Source organism: Natranaerovirga pectinivora (genome assembly GCF_004342165.1).
In the GTDB taxonomy this organism is placed as follows: Bacteria; Bacillota; Clostridia; order Lachnospirales; family DSM-24629; genus Natranaerovirga; species Natranaerovirga pectinivora.
In genome coordinates this window covers 464,009-484,195 of the sequence record NZ_SMAL01000001.1, presented here as the reverse complement: position 1 = coordinate 484,195, position 20,187 = coordinate 464,009, and the positions used below count along the sequence as shown (strand labels likewise).

Genomic DNA, 20,187 nt, shown 5'->3' with positions numbered 1-20,187 from the left:
AATGATCTCAAAGTAAGCATCCTCTAGTTCATCCTTCCCTTAGCTTTATTTGCTTTAATTTCTTTAACACCATTAAAAATTAGTTTAAATAATTCATTATCAAGACTTTTTATTAAAACCTCTACAGATTCTTCTATCTCGATTATTTCTTTTATAACCCCATCATGCACCCTATAGTCACCTATGTATTGTATGAATTCCTTCTCTTTCATAGAAAATATTCTCCTGATTTGTATTTTTATATCGGGCTGTTGTCACTATCTTCTACTTCTTTCTTTAAATTAAATTCTTTTATGATTTCATCTTTAAATTCTTGTAACGCTTCTTTCATAGCCATCTTAACTGCAAGAAGGATTATAATGAACAAAGCTAAACCACCAATAAATAGAAATGCAATTGCTTCCATAGACTACTCCCTCCCTAAATTATTTATTTTAGTTATCATCATCATTTTGTAAGCTTGTAATCAATTTTACACCCATTACAGTGGCTGGAATTCTATATTTTGGAGGTAAGTTCGAAAGAATTACCACGCCAACCTGAAGCTCTTTGTCAAAAGCCATATAACTATTGAAATTACTGGTACCACCATTGTGCCAAATAAGATTATTCTCAGCATCAATCATCCAACTTATACCAACAGCGTCTATTCGGATTCCCATTTTTTCATACTGCTTTGTAGTGGCTAAAACTTGAGCTAGTGGTTCGTGTCCTAATGATAGGTAGGGCAATTCTTCTGTCATATGTATATTTAGGTATGTCATCATATCGGTAATGGTAGAAATAATACCACCCGCAGGAATATAAGCATCATCATCTCGCCAATTCCAGTATCCATTCATATCTCCTACACCCTTTGATATTGTTGTGTTTTCAAGATTTAACTCAGTTTGAATAAATTCAGTCATAAGTGTTGTAAAATCACTGTCATATGCTTCAGCTAAAACACTTCCTACAACCGATATACCAAAATTAGAGTATTTAAAAGGGTGTTCTTTTTCTTTAATAGATTCTTTTCCTAATTTGTTATTAAGGCTTTCAGTGCTGATGCTATAATAATCGTTCTTTTCTCTTTTTAGAAAGTTAGTTGCCATCTTCCAATGAAAGTAGTAATTTTTATACCCTGAAGTATGCGTCACAAGGTCTTTCAAATTAGGGTAATAATCTTTTGCTGGAAGATCCATATATTGATCAATTGAATCTGAAAGGGTAATATTACCTTCATCAATTGCTTTACATAATAAAGAACTAGTAAAAGTTTTTGTTAGAGAACCTATTTCATATTGGAATTCATTTTGAGGTAGAATTGTTGAATTTTCACCGTACACAGTAAAATCTATCTCACCATTCTTCATAATGCCTACTGTTATAATTGCATCTTCATTATCTTTAGTGGTGTAGTTAAGCATCTCTTCAAAAGTCATAGAAGGTATTAAACTCATTCTATATGAAATGATTAAAGCAAATGCACCTATTCCTAAAGCCATAATGGCAAATATAGAAATAATGATTGTTATTATTTTTCTATTCTTTTTCATAGACTTCTCCTATAATTAGTTAATTTTTTTATTAAATGAATTTAGCACTCTATTACGCCCTCTTTAATTAATGATTTACTATATCAACTATTCAATAATAATAAACGCCTATTGATATTATAATCCCTTAGTAATAACATTCTCCTTCCTTCTTACATATAATGAAATAGTAAAAGAAGGAGTGAATGATAATGGCAGACAACAACTGGAATAACAATGATAATTGGAACAATAATAACTGGGAAGATAATAACGACTGGGACAACAACAATATTTGGAACAATAACGAAAATTGGGATAATGACTGGGACGACAATAACAATTGGGATCTAGACAATGATATAATATCTATTGAAAGAGCCATTCAAATTGCTAGAGACCATGTCCAAGGTCAAGTATTCAAGGCTGAATTATTCCCTGATGAGGATATGTTCATTTATGAAGTTATTGTACTTACGCCTTACGAGGTGTATATTGTTGATATTAATGCTACTACCGGCGTTATTTTAGACGTTCAAAATATTGAAAATATCCAAATGTAAAATTCATTAGTTATCCACTGTTAATAAATAAGTATTCAAATACCTTGTTAATATTTGAATACTTATTTATTTTTTCTTGTTAATTTATAATATGCTCTCTGAATAAATATTTCACAGAATTAGCAAACTCATCATTTGCGCCCCAGTCGATTCTAAAAAACATCCCTTGGGATGCTCCTGCTGAAACAGATTCAATCTCAGTATCACCATAAAAGTTATTAATGGTCACAGTTAATGCAGCTCTACTGCTATTTCTCATAAAGTATTTTTCGTATACCACAATAATAGAATACATACCGTTGTCTAAGGTATGTACTTTTTCGTGAATTAAATCATAATCCATACCCTCTTTTAGAAAATTTAATGCTTCTAAAGGTGTTTGCTTGACTTTAAAATTATAAGAACTCATAGATACCATTCCTTTTAAGAATATTATTTGCTTTAAAAATTCATTAATATTATATCATATTCCATACATAATAGTAAGAAATAAAAAAATTATGTGAAACAAAACTATTAAGAGAATTTAATAGTTGCTTCACATAATTTATTTATAGAGTATCAATATCTATCTCAAAGGCCCAAGGACCTTCTAAATTTGTTATTATGCTTGTAAATTGTATTATTATTTCACTCTCATCAGAAAGTATAGGTATATCATAGTACTCAACTGATGTAGTGTCATCAAAAGTCCATCCATATCCACCGTCAATTGGATACGTGTTAAAATGTAGCAAGCTTAAGTTTTCTGATTTGTTTTCATTATATTTGGTATTTATAAAAACTCTTATGGTGTCTTCGTTTCTGATTGATTTAATAATCTCAAATTCAAAATCTAAAAGCCTAACTTTTTTATTAATCTTTGTTTCTCCTTCAGTTGGAACAGGAATACTTACTTCGTGATTAACTTTATACTGTAATGTCACTTCAGGAATTGTAATATGATAGTTCTTTCCAGTCACTGAGGGTTGGAACTCAAAATTAGATTTTGGCCAAATATCAGGAGTTTCATTATAAGAATAAGATACATTATGTTCATCCTCTATTAATATATTTGTATCACTATTATGATTTTTATCTACTTTTCCGTAAAGATAGATGGACCTTCCATCATAAATATGATCTACTAGAGAAAAATGAATCATATTATTGATTTTAACTGGAACTAAAGTAATCCCTAAACCATTGTTTATATCTGTAGGCCCCATACTGGAGTAATCTTGATATCCAGCACCCGTTTCTAGTTCTATTGGAATTATAAAATCATTAATTTGCAGATCAAATGTCGTTAAGTCATTAGGTAGATTATAATAAGTAAAATAACCACTTGAGGTTTTATCACCGCTACCCCAAATAAAATGGTCATTTGGTATTTTCTCGCCATTTTCTTTAACAATATATATTTCTCTTGCAAATGAGTATCCAATACCTTTTCCTCTAAGAAAAAGTATTAATCGATTTCCTTCTTTTTGGGCCGATATAACAGTAATTTCAGTATCTCCTTTTTTACTTACAACTGGTCTTGAAAGAATATAAATGTTATCTAAATCTGTTTCTACTAAGGTACCTATGCCTGGTATAAAATAAAAACGTTTGCCTATTTCAGCAATGATTTTTTGACCGAAAGACGTTAAGGTCATAAATAATATAATAAAACTCATACATAATGCGGCGATAAATTTTTTCTGATAAATTGGTTTTGTGGGCTTAATGCTTTTTAAAACTTTTTTTCCCATTCTTCGTTGTTGCAAATCATTAATATCCATACCGTCCTCGAATAAGTTTTCCATTAGGTGAACACACTCTTCTTGAGAAAATTCTTTAAGGATATTGAGAATTTCTTTATCATTTTTATCCATAAAAATGTCCCCTTTCCTTAGAATTCAAAATCGCTCTAATTAGTTTCTTACCTCTCCATAATCGATTGTCTACGGCCTGTCTGCTTAGATTCATAAATTCACAAATCTCATTAATGCTTTCTTCTAATAGAAATCTTCTTACAAATACTTCTCTATCAATTTTTCCAAGTGATTTGATTGCATCAATTATTTCGCTTTTTGCTTCTTTGGATAAAAGACTTTTTTCTAATGAGTCAGAACTAAAATGTGTTTCATTTATGGCTACGGTTTGTAAAGTGGGTTCAATTGATTTTTTCTTATTCAAGGCTTTATACTTACATAAAATAAAAATCCAAGTCTTAAAGGCGCCTCTCTCTGCGTCGTATTTATCTATGTTATCCCATACATCTATAAAAACATCTTGAACACATTCTTCAATATCTTCTTCTGACCCAATGGTCCCTATAATACTTTTTGCTATGCCGTAAACAGAGTTCATATACAAGTTCATAATTTTTTCTAAAGCACTAGGTTTTTTCTTCTTGATTAAAAGAATGAGTTTGCTAATATCAGGCTCCATTTAATACCTCCTTTATTAAAATAATCTCCTCATCTATTACTACAACCAAAAGATGAATTATCTCCCAAATTTATATATATAATAACATAATACTTAATTGCAACCTTTTATTTTATCAAAAATTATTATAAAATTATTTAAATAAATGGATATATTCAATACTTAACTATATAATATATATTATGAGAGTAGTATTCTTAAGTTTTGCTGTAAGGATTTGAGCATACTACATTCAAATAAAGCTTGTGCTAATAAGTAGTAAGAGCCGTAAGCTGAGTTACTTGAACACTAAAGGAACGGAGCTGAAAATATGTACTATCTAATATTTGATCTAGAGTTTAATCAAGCTTTTGGTGAGGCTCTTAAAAATCCTAAAAATGAAAAGTGTCCTTTTGAAATCATTCAAATTGGTGCTTATAAACTTGATGAGGCTCTACAGGAAGTAGGTACATTTGATGCCATTATCAAGCCTACATTATACCCTAAAATGCATCCATTTATTGGGGAGCTAACAAATATAAAACAAGAACAACTGGATATGGCAAAGCCGTTTAAGGAAATTTTTCAAGACTTTTTAGAGTTTATTGGTGATACAGAGAATATTTATTGTGTTTGGGGTATGGGGGATTTAAAAGAATTGTATAGAAATGTTATTTTTCATGGCTTTAAGAAGGAATTCCATATTGAAAGATACATTAATATTCAAAGATATGCTTCTAAACATTTTCAATTACCTTCAGGCAACTTAATTGGGCTAAGAAATGCCGTTGAATTTTTAAATATACCAATTGATAAATCATTACATGATGCGTTTAATGATGCCTATTTTACAAAAGAAGTTTTTAAAATATTAGAAATTAATAAAATGAAGCCAAAGATTTATAGTTATAATTTAACTAAAACAACTATTAAAAGAAAACCAAAAAAGAAAATCAATTACAAAGGGCTTATTGCTCAATTTGAAAAAATGTATGACCGAGAAATTTCTGAGGAAGAAAAAGCAATAATTATACTTGCTTTTAAGATGGGTATGACAGGACAATTTCAAAAAATTGATAAACCAAAATAAAAAAGAGGAAGCTATGAGCAATCACAACTTCTTCTTTTGTTATATTATACAATAACTTTATTCCCTCTTAATCTAATCATAACTGCTAAAATTAGCATAAGAATAATATCAACTGCAATTAATATCATACCGCCTGCCATTCCAAATTTCTCTGCAACTGCACCTGTAAGAGCTGGTAAAATAGTTCCACCAACGCCAGCAAAGGCAAGAAGAACAGCGATTCCTGCACTAGATCCTTTAACGATTCTACCTACTGATGATATAGTCGTAGGATAAACCCCTGCCAAAAAGAATCCAAAGGCTATAAGAGAAACAGTAATGATTAAAAGGTCTCTACTTAGAACTAAAATAATAAAGAATACTGTAGCGCCAATAGAGTTTATAAGAATTAAGCTTTTGGCTTTTAAGTTTCTTGATAAGTAAGCTGTTGTTAATCTACCTATTATAATAACGACCCATAATAGAGACAATAACCTTTGAGCATAAGCAGTACTCATAATACCAATATCGCTAAAGTAGGTTACTAACCAACCATTTACGGAATTCTCTGCTCCAAGATAAAAGAATACCAATGCGCCAGCTAAATAAAAATCAAAGTTCTTATAAAAAGGAACGGGATTACTCTCCACCACCTCTTCTTCTGATTCTTTGTCAGTTTCATTAATAAGTTCCATTCTCATTATAGAATATACAATCACACTTGAAACAGCAAAAAACACACCCATTATAACCACATATTTCCAGCTATAACCCATTCCAGTAATAAATGATGCAACTATGGGCGTGATAAAAGCCCCAACGGCAAAAAACGTATGTAATAAGTTAAGCATTCCTGATTTTCCAACGGCAATATCATTTATAATACCATTGTTTACATTACTTATACTACCTCTACCCAGTCCTGTTAAATAAAACAAAACATATAGAAGTGGAATATTATTGGTTAGAATAATGCCAGTAAATGCGATGGCAATAAGGGATGATAAACATACAATGGATTTTTTTCTACCAAAACGATAAATGCTAAAACCTGCTATAAAACTAGCTGATAGATTCCCAAAGGAATGCAATGAAATTAAAAGTCCTGCAACGGCGTAACTAAGTACATATTCTTCAATGATAAATGGCATAACAGATCCAATCATAAGGGCCATAAGTCCATTTACGAAGAAGGTATAAAATGTTTGTGATATAACTTTATTTTTTGGATTCACTTTAATCTACCTCGAGTTTGTTTTTTGTTTGCCAGATGGCATACTAAGTTATAATACTATTATTCAAGACAAAATGCAAGAGAAAGCAGTTTTACGCGCTTTCTCTTAAATAATTGTATTCAATTATATGCTCAATCCTGTATGGTCTCTATTTCTTCACTAATGTTTTCATTGTTTTCTAAATCATATATTAATGTCGTGTTACTATTAGGTCCTAGAGCTCTCTCTTGAATGATGTATTCATATTCATCCCCTAATATATTTTTCCATTTGATTTTCTCCATAGGAATACCTTCTGGTTGATAAGTTTTAATAACGACTATTTTGTCTTGTATGCGTTCATAATGGGTTATTAATTCATCTTCCTCAATATCGTTACCAGACCATATTAATGAATACTGTTCAAAGTCCCTTATTTCACCATTAATAATAATTTCTATATACTCCTCGCCTTCTAATAAGCCTTTAATTAAAATTGTGCTTTCGTCATCTAGAGAGGCTGGTTTTTCATAGTAAGATTTAATTCTTACTTCGCCTTTACTTGTTTTTCCCTGTTCTTCACAACCAACTAGTGAAAAAACAATTACTATAAGAAGCAATAGTTTGATTATAGAAGCTTTCATTTATTTAATCCTCCCATTTATATTAACGTCCTCGATGCAATAAAATTACGCTACCATTTTCATTATATAATTCCAATTCAAATGATTCTTTCCAATAGTTATCAAAGTTATTATCTCTTCCATATACTCTTTCAGCTGGTAAGGTAAACCTTTGGTGGATAGTTAATATTTGTTTGTTCCCGTATGTTTGGTAGCTGTCATCAAATTCCAGATAATCCGTATCAAAATAGGGTTTTAAATTTTTAGGTATATGCATTCTAATGTTAAAATTGCTAGGAAAGTTACTATAATCAATAATTTTTAATTTAACTATAAAATGAATTGAATCACTTGCATTCCCAGAATTTATACTTAGATTGCTTTCAACTAAATCTAGGGATTTTAGTTCATCATTGATTACACGAAAAATAGAAGCTCTAACGGTGTTGATGGTGCTATTCATCGTGGGCATTATAATAATTACCATTAATAAAAATATTGCAATTTTATTAACTTGTGAAAAGTACTCTACTTCAAATAACCGCGTCAATCCAACTATAATTAAAAAAAAAGGCACAATACCTGACAAGTAAAGAGTTGTATTGTTATAAGTTAGAGGTCTAATTACATATTGGATTATGGAATAAGAATCATAGGGGAGCTTTGTTGTTAATAATAACCCTATAAATATAAATCCTAAACTCTTCAATAATTTTTTACTTTCTTTATTCATTATAACCACCTTTAAATTCTCAGTTTCATAGTAACTCTAAACATTCTAGAACATAATCATTTTGAATAAACATATTGTTCTTTATTAGTGCAATAAGTTCTTCTTTAGTCACCAATGCTGCTTCACTTACTTCTTCAGGTTGACAGACGATATTATCAAAATTGATATCTTGCTCGAATAACCAAACATCAGCAAAGTAAGAATGATTGACATCACATCTAAAACTTTTTATGATTTTCCCTTTATCAATCTCTAAATTAATGCCTAGTTCTTCTTTTGCTTCCCTAATAATTGCAGTTAAGCTAGTATCTCCTGTTACAGCAGCTCCCCCTGTTATCTCCCAGGTATTAGGATAAGTCTTATTGGGTGTGCGTTTAGAAATAAGCAATTCTCCTTTTGAGTTTTTTATAAAAGCAAATACCACGAGATGATACTCACCTGTTTTCAAATGCTGACCCCGTTCAATGAGTTTTCCTGTTTTATTTCTGTCTTTATCAAGTATATCCCATAATTCCATAGCAGTCTCCTTAGTAAAAGTATATATAAAAAGTATGATTTGTATTGTTTCTAGGTTTTTTAGTTCTACTCATTTTATGCATATTATCTCTCAAATACTCCGATATTTCATCCGGATAAAATAAATAGTATATTTCTATAGGGTATTAAATGACAGTCCCATCTTTTTTAGCTTTTTCATCTTGTATTGCACCAATTGATTGCCCAAAGAGCATACCAATAGGTAAACCAAAACCTATAAATGCCATTTGATTAAGACTCATGGAAATTATTATACCAATAGCCGATCCAAATGAAAGGCCATACAACATATAAGTTTCTGCATAGTAATTAGGGGTAACTAAGTTATGTTGCTCTCTTAGATGGGTTTTTAATTTATCTATAATTGTCGAGTACGCTTTATTTGTTTTCGTTATTACACTATTTTCTATTTCTTTAAGAACGGGTGTTAATTCACCTAACAATTCTTTGCATTCATTACAATCCGTGAAAGAAACTAGCTTAATAATCATTCTTTCAAGTAAGTCGAAATCATAATTTTTACGCTTGCTCTTAGCTTCTATTGCTTTTAAATATTTAATCTGCTGAATCATTTCTTGAGTATTCATAATACCTCCTTGGACCTAAAAACTTTATTAACTGCTATTTAAGACTGTATTAACTTTAAGTTTAGAATCCCATCCATATAAGTCTTTAAGATCTGAATAAATAGCACTAGAATCAGATGAGACAATCAATTTGTTTTTTCGTTTTTTATTCCAAATAGTATACAACGGCTTTTCTATCAAATATATTTCTAGTGTATCGTTTTTTTGTCTTATTTCACTAATATCCGAATAACTTATTCGATAAAATTGGTTTGTATCGAAATTAATATATTGTAAATATGGCCCATTAATCTTATAGGTGCTTCCTTTTTGGTGCGCTTTTTTATAAAAGTAAAATAATAAACCAAATAAAGCAGGTATTATCAGTTGAATCAACTGTATTCTAAGTACAAATAGATACTCTCTATATTTTAAAAAAATAAGGGAAAAGGCAACAAATATATTTAGTATCGCTATAACCAAATGAATAACTCTTTTTATATTTGAAACTCGTATGAGTTTGTAAATTTCATTTTCTGTACACATAACGCCCCCCGTTAGATTAAAAATTTATAATAAATCCTTTTTTTATATCGTCTTTAAAGCCTACACTTCTATAGAAATGAAGGGTTTCCTCTTTTTTAGAACCAGTGAGCAACATTACTTTATAACAGTTATTTTCTTTTGCAATATCAATGGCTTTTTGTAATACCTTTTTCCCAAGACCAAGATTTCTATAATCAGAGTGGGTTACAACATTTTCGATTAATCCATAAGGCCGTGCATTTCTGGTTAAGTTTTTAATGATTGTAATATTACAAGTTGAAATAAGAAGGCCTTTTTGTTCTGCTACTATGCAATATATGCTTGGATCATTGTATATGCTATACCATAGTTCTTGAATAGATTCAGTGTTTTCAATATCAGGGTCGTCCGTATGTAAATGTTTGTATAAATTTATTAATTGATTTAATTCATCTTTTGTGATTAATCTTATTTTTACATCAGTGTTCAAGTTTTGAACCCCCTTATAATTACCAAGTTAATTGAATAAATCCACTGGCGTCACATAGTAATTTTATTCAGATCTTATGACAGAATGCGCTTTTTTTAGTGGTGTATACCTTTTAAAGTAATAGTCCTCGGCAGGGAAGTATCTACTTTCATATTTATTATAAATCTCAGCTTCATTTCCAATATAGGTATCCCGTCTTAAAACCCTTTCAACTCTGTCTTCTTTTGGTACATCCATAAAGCTAATGTAATCAAAATATCTTTTCAATGTATTCCGCTGGAGGAACATACCCTCTAATAAAATAATATATGGCGTGTTAGCATTAAGAGGAACCATATTGTATTGATCCTTTTCTTTGTCATAAAGTTCAATTTGTTTATCAAGTTTTTCCTGAGCTTTAGCAGGAGCTAGTATTTCATTTATCAAATAATTGTAACGCCATTGTAATTTGTAAAAACAGTACCACTCCTCTTGTGATGTATCATATCGAATGGCTCTTTTATGAATGAAATCATCTATGCTTAAAGGAATAACCCTTAACCCTAAAGATTCTAGCTTTAATTGTAATTCTGTTAAAATAGTAGATTTTCCTGCGCCAGTACCACCATCTATGCCAATGATATTATTTTTATTAGCGATAAGATTCTTTTGTATGTCAGAGATTAAAAAATCCAATTGAACACCTTCTTAAACAGAGTTTTATATAAGACTGTAATAAGTATTTATAAATTCACTTACACCATCTTCATCGTTGGAACTGGTTATATGGGTAGAAATTTCTTTTAATTCACTTATGGCATTCTTCATTGCAACACTTACCTTACACTCTTTAAACAGTTCCATATCGTTATAATCATCACCAAAACAAATGGTATTCTTAAAATGACCGCCGTAGGTGTCAAATAAATATTGAACAGCATTTCTTTTTGAAACAGATTGATGCATTATATGAGCCAAAGTACCATTATCAGTAAAAACGATATTACAGTTTGGTGGTAAATGATAAAGCAATTCTTCTCTAAAGGTATCATCTAAAACTTTGACAAGAATTTTAGGTGTTTCTTTATACTCTAATTCATCTACTTCAGTATAAAACACTTTAGGAATATGAGATTCAAAATTGCCCATGGCATACAATTGATCATACTCAACAGCAATTACCCCTTTATCAGGGTATTTTCTTACTAAGTTATAAATGGTCGTAAAATCATCTACAGCAATATGTTTATTAAAAATGGGTTTGCCATTGTGATGAATTACAGCCCCATTTAAGAAAATGATTTTATTATTATGTAGTTCACAAGGAAGTTGATTATACACTCTTCTTGGAGGTCTAGCCGTTGCAATAATAATATCTTTATTTAAATCTATTAATTTTTTGATTGTATTAATATTCTGTTGTGATATGGTCTTGTCACTTCTTAAGAAAGTTCCGTCTAAGTCTAGTATTATAGTGTTCATTTTTTGTACACGTCCTTTTGTTTGTTTTTCTATCGCTTATCTTTTGGTTTAAATGAAAATATATCTATGGTCTATTTTGGGATAGGTGTGCTTTTTTCTAATTATTAAGTATTTGATTCAAAAGAAATAAATTAATTAGGATAATTATACCATAAACATTATTAATTGTATTGAATTTACATAAAATAGATAAGCATTTTTCAGATAAAAAAATCGATATGTAATCTTACGACCACTATCGATTTTACTCTTATGTATTAATCACTCGTCTAATAGATTATTAATGATTTCTGCAGCATCTTGAACATATCCTTTACACATAGTTGCAAATAGTCTTTTTTCACTTGCTAGAGCAAGATCACACCCTAATAGTTCAGAACAGTTGAGGCTGTTATTTTTTTCTATAAACTTTTGGCAAAAGCAATTGATCATTTCATATGTTTTTTCATGGGCTACGGTATCAGAAGGTATGATTTTTCCTTCTTTTAGGCCAATGAGCATTACCGCCCCTGTTACAGCGCCACAAATTTCTTGCCGTCTTGCTATCCCACCACCAAATCCATTGCTTAATTTAAGGGCTATATCTTTATCCAATCCAAACAAATCAGAATATGCTGTAAAAACAGATTGTGAACAACTAAAACCCTTTTCAAATAATTCTATGGCTTCTTTTACTCTATCGCCCATACAATTCCCCCTTATAATGATTGCTTAAATTTCTGTTGACTATATATTTATTATGCAAAAAAAGCCGATTGTATGATTCTATAAGTCACCCAATCGGCTTTAGTGGTATACTACTTTGCAAAGTGAAAAAAAGCGATTATACTCCCAACTGCAACAGCAAATAATGGGTATTTAACTTTCTTTTTATGTTTTTCCCAGTTCTTAATTACAGCTTCTGAAATATCAAAAAGTATATCAAAGATTGTCATAAATAACACCTCCTAAATCATTATACAATTTTTCTTAAATAGACACACATATCACAAGTGGAAAAAAATTCTTTTTCTTCTATAAAGACACCTTTGTCTTCAGCCTTTTTTAATAAGCCTTGTATACCATCTTTTAAAATTATATCCATATATAAATTATTATATGGGTCATAGTTGTTTATAATTTCTAAAATATCACTTTCTTTTATGTTACCTATAGAAAAATCTTTACAGACCATAACCTCCCCATTAGGTTTAATACTAACTGAACGAATAGAATCAAGGGGTTCCGTATAAGGCATCAATGTTTGCAATTTGAATTGCATTTGTTTGTTACAAAGAATTCTAAACGGTTTAAATCAATATATTTATTCATAATGAACTCCTTCTAACATTCTTATTTTACAAATTATAATAAAGCAGGAATATAAATTCTTGTTTCCATATCATTAATAGTACACTTAAACATATAAACAGGTTGGTAAAACCCTTTAGAGTCTAATTGATAACTTAACTCTACACCATGAATGGCAATAGAATTAATAGTGTTACCAAAGTATAAATATTGAAATTTTCCAGCTAAGATTTCCTTATAAGCCTCTTCTTCACTTTTAAGTAGAACATCTCTTACCTTTTTATAGGTTACCAGACTATTACTTATATGTTTAATGGTATTATCATTATAGTAGACTACATTCAAACTACCATCTATTATAAAGTCATCACTGTATTCTGTTGCATTCCAAGCATAGTTTCCGTTCCCATATCCAAAAAATGATGCACCTTCTGGAATAATAATACCAAAATTATCAAGAGACTGAATTAATACAGCTTCTTCAGTTTCCATAGGGATGAGGTCTGGTTCATGCATAGAAAAATCTGTAAAACTATAAGAACCATCTAAGAAATTTACTCGCATATTATAAGTGTTATAATGGTCTCTTACCCTATAAACGGCGGCAATACTGTATGGTATAACTTCTAATTCTTCTATATCTACTTGGATATTGCTAAAAAAATCTTTTGCGAAATCAGTTGCAGTAGTTTTTGTATAAGTAGGTGCTTGATATATAGGAAAAGATTTTCTTTGGTCATTTAATTTGGCATTTAAAACAGTTGTTGTATTTTTCATATTTATCTTGTAATTATAATTTAGATGTAAATTGCCAAATTCCTTAGAATGATAATAAGCAAATATACTTACAAAAACCAATATGACAATCAATAATGGTGAAAAATATGCCACCGAAAGGGCTACTCTTTTTCTACGACTATTGAATAAGGTTTTCAATCCCATAATAAGCCCATAACCAATTACTGCACCAAGAAAATTATTAAAAATATCGTCTAAAACAAAAAGACCACGGCCTGTAATAAGCTGAAGTGTTTCAATGGTTAAAGTAAATAACAAACCAGCACCTAAAGTCCATCGCTTTTTAAGGAATTTATCATGGTAAAGTGGAAGAAGAAATCCTAAAGGTACAAACATAAAGATATTCAGTATAACAAATTGCCAGTTTCTAATGTTAAATGTATTCCATGCTTGTCTGTAGGAGTATAAAAAGTGAAGATTCATATTCCCTTGGTAGTAATGTCCACGGCTTAAAAAGGTAACGCCAAGAACCATAATAAGATATATAATCAATAAGCCACCAACCACAATTTGTTTTTTTGAAGGTTTTTTATTGCCCCCTAAAATTTTCTTATATACTACAAAGTAACTAAAACATATGATTAGACCTAATAAAACCAGTCTTATAATCCCTAGATGAAAATAATTTCTAAGTATTCCTGTTATCTCTTGTAAACTCATTTTATATCCCCCCATTTTTATTATTTGAATTTATTCTTAAACATTAAAATTTTATAAACACTATATAAAATATAATACAACTGACAGTAAAGCAACAGTTCCTATTAATATACTAATTAAACTCATGATTAAATAAACTGTTTTAGACCACCAATAAGGTTGCAGTGGTACGTTAAATAGATTGAACTTTTCATATACTTTATTCATTGTTGTTATAATGACATCTACATATAAAATTCCTAAGACCCCTAAAGGTAATAATGTTAAATATAAAAGCATTAATAAAAAATCAATATATGACATCTCATCATTACCTCCTTAAAAATAGTGATTCATAGTCCATTTTTTTTAAATGAGGCGCATAATAGCATAAAAAAACCTTTGAAATATTTTCTATTTATAAGTTTTAAAAGGCCATTTAATAGATCCATAGACAAAGCTCCGTCGCCCATTTGCACCATTGTTCTAAGGGGTGATTCAAAGATTGAAAGCCACATCATTCTAAAAGTAACGTCATTCTCATCTTTTGTATTGGCTACTTCTTTGATTTTTCTTTTTATACTTCTAACTAAGATTTTACCAAAAAAAGTTTCGCTAACATCTTCTAAACTAGAATTAATGGTATATTCCCCTTCAGTCAAGTCAGATGGTGGCAATGGTTTACCGTAAAGAGATTCAAAGTCAGTATGTGAAATTTCTAGATCTTTGTTTTTTAGATTATAATAAACGCTTGCACTACTTCTATAATCAGGTATTAGAACATTTGGTTGACTTGACCTAACAAAAATCTTTTCCTTTAATCTAATATCTCTTGAGGATGCACCTATTAGAATATCAAAGAAACCTTCTTCTACATGCCAGTCCTTAATGTTTATGTTATAGTAAGCAAATGACCTCTTATTAAGTACAAAGTGAATTGTTTTATCCATACCTGGTTCTAGATAGACTTTTACAAAACCTTTAAGTTCTTTTTCAGGTCTAAAAATGGTTGATTCTTGGTCTTTTATATATAGTTGTATAACCTCTGCACCAGCTACCTTCCCTACATTTTTCACTTTAAGACTTAGGGTAACTCCTTCAGTATCAATCATTGTATCTTTTGATATAGTCATATCTGAGTATTGGAATTGAGTATAACTTAATCCAAAGCCGAAGGGGAAAAGTACATCCTTATACGCTGTATCATAATACCTATACCCTACATAGATACTTTCACGATACTCAGCAGTTTTTCTGCCTTTTGCAAAATAATGGTAGGAAGGAGTATCCGATAAATTTATAGGATACGTTTCAGCCAGCTTTCCTGATGGATTCACATCACCAAATAGAACATCTAGGACTGCTGATGCACCACCTTGGCCTGATAAATAGGTGTTAACTAGTCCTTGAATATCTTCAAACCACGGCATTTCAACAGGCGATCCTCCAGATAAAACCACAATGACATTTTGATTCTCTTTAGCAATCCTTTTGATAAGGTGATTATGAGATTCTGGCATTCTCATATGCTCTCGATCAAAGCCTTCAGATTCGTATCTATCTGTTAAGCCTGCAAATATGACAACTGTACTGGCTTCCGCTGCAACCTTGCAAGCTTCATTTATAAGTTCTTCATTAGGTGTATCTTCCTGACAGTCATATCCTTTTGAATAGGCAAAATTAATGCCTCTATGCGTAAGTTCATCAAATACATTCTCTAACTTTGTTGGATTGATACGAGAACTACCTGCACCTTGATATCTAGGAGATTTGGCAAATTCGCCTATTATAGCCAGCTTACAATCTTTCGATAGAGGTAAAATACTGTCATCGTTCTTAAGTAAAACCATAGATTGAGCTGCTGCTTTTATAGCAAGTGTATGATGTGCGTCACTATCATACTTATAATTAGTATATTTGTTTTCTATACATTTGAATATTAAATTGAGAATACGCTCTACAGTTCTATTAAGTATCTTTTCATCTAATTGACTATTTTTAACAGCTTGAGTTATTTGCTTATCGTATAAGCCGTTAGAAGAAGGCATTTCCAAGTCAAGACCTACTTTTAAACCTTCTACTCTATCATTACAAGCGCCCCAGTCAGTAAGTACCAAACCATCATAGCCCCATTCATCTCTAAGAACATCCTTTAATAATTTCTTGTTTTCACAACAATAGGTACCGTATAGCTTATTATAGGCACCCATAACTGTCCAGGGTTGTGATTTTTTTACAGCGGTCTCAAAGCCTGATAAATAAATCTCTCTTAGTGTACGTTCATCAACAATTGAATCTATTACCATTCGTCTTTTTTCTTGATTGTTAACGGCATAATGCTTTAAAGAAGTTCCAATACCTTTTGACTGAATACCGGTAATCATAGCAGCAGCCATTTCACCTGTAAGATAAGGGTCTTCTGATATGTATTCGAAATTTCTGCCACATAGAGGTGATCGTTTTATATTTGCTCCAGGACCTAATATAACCGAAACCCCTTCTTGCAAACATTCTTCTCCTAGTGCCTCTCCTATTTCTTGTAATAGCTCTCTATCCCAAGAACTTGCTGTTGTTACAGCCGTTGGAAAACATGTAGCAGGAACACTTTTATTCAATCCCATATGATCTGCGTTACTGGCTTGTTTTCTAAGGCCATGAGGACCATCCGTCATCATAATTGAAGGAATATTTAATCTCTCTATTGATTCAAGACTCCAAAAATTCTTCCCTGAACAAAGGGCGGCCTTTTCTTCTAAAGTCATAGATTTTATAAGTTCTTTTATATTCATATTAATCCCTCTTTACAATCTGTATTTCTTATATCTGCTTATTTATTTTTAATTACAGTTTGATACTTCTTCAACTCTTTATTTAGTGTTGTATAACAAAGTATAGTATTATAAATACCCCATAATATACCTGTTGCTATACTAAGAGGAATAACACTAAAAAGCAACGATAAGGAAAAAGGTTCTGGTCCCCGAATCAATCGTATAACTAATGAGACAACTAAAAAAACAGGTGTGAAATATTTTAATCCAGCTAAAACAGAGGAATATAATAAGGGTACAATTTCTATTGATTTTAAAGGATTCGTTTTAGGATTAATACATTCTCTCTTCTCTTTTGGAGAAAGATTATAGTTGTCGTACAAAAAAACATGTTGTTTAGAAAATATAGCTTTATTTGATTTTGTTACAATTGTACTTTCTTTATTCTTTTTAATGTTAACAGTGATAGCAGGAGTAATATAATCATTACATTTAATATATATTTGATATTCTCCTTCTTGTAGGGAAATGTCTATTTGCATACCTTCATAAATTAATACTTCCTTATTATTGTTAATAAAAACTTCAAAGGGTTCTAATTGGTTTTTATATTCTTTAAGTCTATATATGATTAATTTACCTTTATTTGTTTCACTTTCTATTATTTTAATCATACTTTAGTCTCCTTTTTATAATTAAACTACTTCAACACAGTATTTTCTCTCGAATTTAGCCAATACTCTAGCCTTTTAAGTACAATATCGTACTTCTTTCCATTACCACACTTAAGTGTAAAAGGCTTTCCTTTTATTATTAAATCAATTTTATAGCCAAATTCATCTCTAAAAGATTCTATGTCATTAAAATATATCTTGTAACCTGAGCAAATTATATAATGATCTGTTTCATATATAGAGGGTTCTATGACTTTTGGTGGGGCAAATGCCGCTATTATAATAACTAATGGCATCCATATATAATAGTTCCAAGAGTAAAATACAAACCAACAAATTATATGACAGATTACCATAATAATTATTCTAAATATAAAGAGACTCTTTTTGGGTGTATACAATTTCCTATAAGGCTCAGAATTTATCCTTTTATAAAGTAGATATTCTTGTGCAAAAATACTTATATAATAAACCCATATACCTAGGTAGACAAAAACAAGAAATCTATATAATTGTGGTGAAAGAATGTCATTCTGCTGAAGGGGTAAATTATTTCTAAAACTCCAGTGAACTAATAAAAAATAAGCATAAAACAATGCTGAAAACAACCAACTTTCCCAACTCCTAATTAAACTCTTCATACAATATCACCTATAATTTCCTAATATTTAATCCCTATCCTTTACTTTCCAGTTCTAAATCAATGAAGAACCACAATGGTTACAGAACTTTGCATTCACATCATTTTCTTGCCCACAAGAATAACAAGTAGAGATAAGACGTATTTTTTGACCACAGTTATTACAGAATTTTGCATTATCTGTATTGGGTGTACTACAGTGGGTACACTTAACATTTTTACTAATTTCATTTTTTCTAATGCCATTCTTGCTTTCAGTAACACCGCTATGAATTGCTTTAGAAATATTCTTAACACCTTCACTTGTACCATCTGCCATATAATTAAATACATCTTTGCCTACTGGTGCAATCTCATTAGCTTGATACCTAGCCATTGCACCCATATAACCAGCGGATGTCATACCAATACCAATTGCTATTAAAGGAAATGCAATAAAAAAGCACCAAAACAAATCAGGTCCCCCACCAAAGTTTTGAGTGGATGAAAAGAAATCATTACTTCCACCAAAAGGTGTCTGAGAGATTGAACCCCCAAAGGGTGATTTAGGAACTGAGAAGAAATCTGCTATTCCTATTATCAAAAAAATTATGCCAATTATAAGCACTATTGGCCCTACAGTTCTTAATATAGCTCTCTTTTTAAGATGATCTTGATCCATCTTTCCATTCATTTTAAAAAACCCCTTTTAAATAAATTTATATTTTTATAAATCTTAAATCCAATTGATTTAAGTTAACTTCTGGACTACCCAAGTCTCTATTGGTAAATCCCCCATGACAATCGGAACCAGCAGAGATCATCAAATCATTTTCTTTGCAAAAATTAATATAATAAGCTGCATCCTCTAAACTCTTTAGATATGGAGAGTAACACTCTATCCCAGAAATGCCAAAATTCTTAAACCTTTCTAGGCATTCTATAGATAAATTACTGCCATTCGTATACCCACTAGGATGGGCTAAAAAGGCATAACCCCCTGCATCTTTAATAATCTCAATAACTTCTTGTGGCTCCTTTAAAACCAAAAATTCATTTGATGATTTGGCCAATTGGAAGTAATCTTTTAAATTGCTAATAACCTTATTGTCATATAGGTAATTTAAAGATTCCCAACCACCACGAGCTTTGTCATATTCATAGGTACTATAATTTTCTATGGTATCTAACATATTCGTATCATAAGCATATTGAATCACTTTTTTATTAGATTCTTCTCGTTGTATTCGGTTAAAGACTAATAAATTATTTAATGCTTTGTTATGAATATCAAAATCATAACCTAGAATATGAAACTCCTTACCATCTAAAGTACAGGTGATCTCTACACCTACAATAAAATAAAGGTCATCAGGCACCATAGAGATCATTTTTATACTATTTGTAATGGTATCGTGATCCGTAATGGAAAAGATTTTTATGTTTTTCTCATAAATATTTTTTAGTAGTTCTACATTTGACCAAGTGCCATCAGAAGCATTGGTGTGTATGTGCAAGTCTATTTTTAGATTGTTCAAATTCAAGATAATCACTCTTTCTTATTTTTCTTCAATGGCTAGTTCATATAACCATTCTTCAAAGGCCCTTTTGTTAAATATTAAATTCCCATCAATATACACATATGGCATATCACCAAATTTACCCTTAAGTATATCTTCAGTGAAGTACTCTAATAAATCT

General features: G+C 30.5%; 27 protein-coding genes. 2 read left to right on the top strand and 25 right to left on the bottom strand.

Annotated features, from left to right (window positions below; translation table 11 throughout):
* Positions 1–23: 23 nt before the first annotated feature.
* Genes EDC18_RS02345 through EDC18_RS02340 form a run of 3 tightly spaced genes read right to left on the bottom strand, consistent with a single transcriptional unit; the run spans position 24 to position 1,538 of the window.
* Positions 24–212: a hypothetical protein gene (locus EDC18_RS02345; RefSeq protein WP_132249865.1), complete on the bottom strand. Its 189-nt coding sequence runs from the start codon at positions 210–212 to the stop codon at positions 24–26.
* A gap of 26 nt (positions 213–238) precedes the next feature.
* Entirely contained in the window at positions 239–406 is a 168-nt protein-coding gene (locus EDC18_RS14465) for a hypothetical protein (RefSeq protein WP_165878438.1), read from the bottom strand.
* A gap of 28 nt (positions 407–434) precedes the next feature.
* Positions 435–1,538, bottom strand: a complete 1,104-nt coding sequence (locus tag EDC18_RS02340) for a serine hydrolase domain-containing protein (RefSeq protein ID WP_132249863.1) — start codon at positions 1,536–1,538, stop codon at positions 435–437.
* 191 nt (positions 1,539–1,729) lie between these two features.
* Here EDC18_RS02340 and EDC18_RS02335 point away from each other — a divergent pair, with 191 nt between their 5' ends.
* A complete protein-coding gene (locus EDC18_RS02335; RefSeq protein ID WP_132249861.1) occupies positions 1,730–2,080 on the top strand; it encodes a PepSY domain-containing protein in 351 nt (116 codons plus the stop codon).
* Between the two features lie 79 nt (positions 2,081–2,159).
* Here the strand turns inward: EDC18_RS02335 and EDC18_RS02330 are convergent, their stop codons facing one another.
* From EDC18_RS02330 to EDC18_RS02320, 3 genes are all read right to left on the bottom strand, one after another.
* Positions 2,160–2,489: a DUF6054 family protein gene (locus EDC18_RS02330; RefSeq protein WP_132249859.1), complete on the bottom strand. Its 330-nt coding sequence runs from the start codon at positions 2,487–2,489 to the stop codon at positions 2,160–2,162.
* 142 nt (positions 2,490–2,631) lie between these two features.
* On the bottom strand, positions 2,632–3,939 hold the full coding sequence (locus tag EDC18_RS02325) for a hypothetical protein (protein WP_132249857.1): 1,308 nt from the start codon (positions 3,937–3,939) through the stop codon (positions 2,632–2,634).
* Positions 3,932–4,498 (bottom strand): sigma-70 family RNA polymerase sigma factor, encoded by a 567-nt coding sequence (locus EDC18_RS02320; RefSeq protein WP_132249855.1) that lies wholly within the window; start codon positions 4,496–4,498, stop codon positions 3,932–3,934. Before EDC18_RS02320 ends, EDC18_RS02325 begins: the two co-directional genes overlap by 8 nt.
* A 310-nt stretch (positions 4,499–4,808) precedes the next feature.
* Here EDC18_RS02320 and EDC18_RS02315 point away from each other — a divergent pair, with 310 nt between their 5' ends.
* Positions 4,809–5,567, top strand: coding sequence for an exonuclease domain-containing protein (locus EDC18_RS02315; protein ID WP_132249853.1), 759 nt, complete (start codon positions 4,809–4,811; stop codon positions 5,565–5,567).
* Between the two features lie 44 nt (positions 5,568–5,611).
* Here EDC18_RS02315 and EDC18_RS02310 read toward each other — a convergent pair whose 3' ends face one another.
* From EDC18_RS02310 to EDC18_RS02225, 19 genes are all read right to left on the bottom strand, one after another.
* Positions 5,612–6,781 carry an MFS transporter gene (locus tag EDC18_RS02310; RefSeq protein WP_132249851.1) on the bottom strand — a complete coding sequence of 390 codons (1,170 nt, stop codon included), beginning with the start codon at positions 6,779–6,781 and terminating at the stop codon, positions 5,612–5,614.
* Positions 6,782–6,912: 131 nt separating this feature from the next.
* On the bottom strand, positions 6,913–7,404 hold the full coding sequence (locus EDC18_RS02305; protein WP_132249849.1) for a hypothetical protein: 492 nt from the start codon (positions 7,402–7,404) through the stop codon (positions 6,913–6,915).
* A 22-nt stretch (positions 7,405–7,426) separates the two neighbouring features.
* The gene (locus tag EDC18_RS02300; protein ID WP_132249847.1) at positions 7,427–8,116 is read right to left on the bottom strand and encodes a hypothetical protein; all 690 of its coding nucleotides are present in this window, start codon (positions 8,114–8,116) and stop codon (positions 7,427–7,429) included.
* 25 nt (positions 8,117–8,141) lie between these two features.
* A complete protein-coding gene (locus tag EDC18_RS02295; RefSeq protein ID WP_132249845.1) occupies positions 8,142–8,633 on the bottom strand; it encodes an NUDIX hydrolase in 492 nt (163 codons plus the stop codon).
* A gap of 145 nt (positions 8,634–8,778) precedes the next feature.
* Positions 8,779–9,240 carry a hypothetical protein gene (locus tag EDC18_RS02290; protein ID WP_132249843.1) on the bottom strand — a complete coding sequence of 154 codons (462 nt, stop codon included), beginning with the start codon at positions 9,238–9,240 and terminating at the stop codon, positions 8,779–8,781.
* Between the two features lie 27 nt (positions 9,241–9,267).
* The gene (locus EDC18_RS02285; RefSeq protein ID WP_132249841.1) at positions 9,268–9,765 is read right to left on the bottom strand and encodes a hypothetical protein; all 498 of its coding nucleotides are present in this window, start codon (positions 9,763–9,765) and stop codon (positions 9,268–9,270) included.
* 16 nt (positions 9,766–9,781) lie between these two features.
* Positions 9,782–10,234 (bottom strand): GNAT family N-acetyltransferase, encoded by a 453-nt coding sequence (locus EDC18_RS02280; RefSeq protein WP_132249839.1) that lies wholly within the window; start codon positions 10,232–10,234, stop codon positions 9,782–9,784.
* 63 nt (positions 10,235–10,297) lie between these two features.
* Positions 10,298–10,909, bottom strand: coding sequence for a nucleoside/nucleotide kinase family protein (locus EDC18_RS02275; protein ID WP_132249837.1), 612 nt, complete (start codon positions 10,907–10,909; stop codon positions 10,298–10,300).
* Positions 10,910–10,933: 24 nt separating this feature from the next.
* Entirely contained in the window at positions 10,934–11,695 is a 762-nt protein-coding gene (locus tag EDC18_RS02270) for an HAD family hydrolase (RefSeq protein ID WP_132249835.1), read from the bottom strand.
* A gap of 261 nt (positions 11,696–11,956) precedes the next feature.
* Positions 11,957–12,382 carry a C-GCAxxG-C-C family protein gene (locus EDC18_RS02265; protein WP_132249833.1) on the bottom strand — a complete coding sequence of 142 codons (426 nt, stop codon included), beginning with the start codon at positions 12,380–12,382 and terminating at the stop codon, positions 11,957–11,959.
* A gap of 110 nt (positions 12,383–12,492) precedes the next feature.
* A complete protein-coding gene (locus EDC18_RS14460; protein ID WP_165878437.1) occupies positions 12,493–12,630 on the bottom strand; it encodes a hypothetical protein in 138 nt (45 codons plus the stop codon).
* Positions 12,631–12,650: 20 nt separating this feature from the next.
* Positions 12,651–12,932: an SPASM domain-containing protein gene (locus tag EDC18_RS02260; RefSeq protein ID WP_279230892.1), complete on the bottom strand. Its 282-nt coding sequence runs from the start codon at positions 12,930–12,932 to the stop codon at positions 12,651–12,653.
* Between the two features lie 107 nt (positions 12,933–13,039).
* Entirely contained in the window at positions 13,040–14,443 is a 1,404-nt protein-coding gene (locus tag EDC18_RS02255) for a VanZ family protein (protein WP_165878435.1), read from the bottom strand.
* A gap of 60 nt (positions 14,444–14,503) precedes the next feature.
* Complete coding sequence (locus tag EDC18_RS02250) at positions 14,504–14,746, bottom strand: hypothetical protein (protein ID WP_132249827.1); 243 nt, start codon at positions 14,744–14,746, stop codon at positions 14,504–14,506.
* Between the two features lie 29 nt (positions 14,747–14,775).
* Complete coding sequence (locus EDC18_RS02245; protein ID WP_243115038.1) at positions 14,776–17,211, bottom strand: beta-glucosidase; 2,436 nt, start codon at positions 17,209–17,211, stop codon at positions 14,776–14,778.
* A 38-nt stretch (positions 17,212–17,249) separates the two neighbouring features.
* Positions 17,250–17,867 carry a hypothetical protein gene (locus EDC18_RS02240; protein ID WP_132249823.1) on the bottom strand — a complete coding sequence of 206 codons (618 nt, stop codon included), beginning with the start codon at positions 17,865–17,867 and terminating at the stop codon, positions 17,250–17,252.
* Positions 17,868–17,893: 26 nt separating this feature from the next.
* The gene (locus EDC18_RS14455) at positions 17,894–18,508 is read right to left on the bottom strand and encodes a hypothetical protein (protein WP_165878434.1); all 615 of its coding nucleotides are present in this window, start codon (positions 18,506–18,508) and stop codon (positions 17,894–17,896) included.
* A gap of 54 nt (positions 18,509–18,562) precedes the next feature.
* Positions 18,563–19,180 (bottom strand): zinc ribbon domain-containing protein, encoded by a 618-nt coding sequence (locus tag EDC18_RS02230; RefSeq protein WP_132249819.1) that lies wholly within the window; start codon positions 19,178–19,180, stop codon positions 18,563–18,565.
* Positions 19,181–19,205: 25 nt separating this feature from the next.
* Entirely contained in the window at positions 19,206–20,030 is an 825-nt protein-coding gene (locus tag EDC18_RS02225) for a PHP domain-containing protein (protein ID WP_165878433.1), read from the bottom strand.
* Positions 20,031–20,187 lie beyond the last annotated feature (157 nt).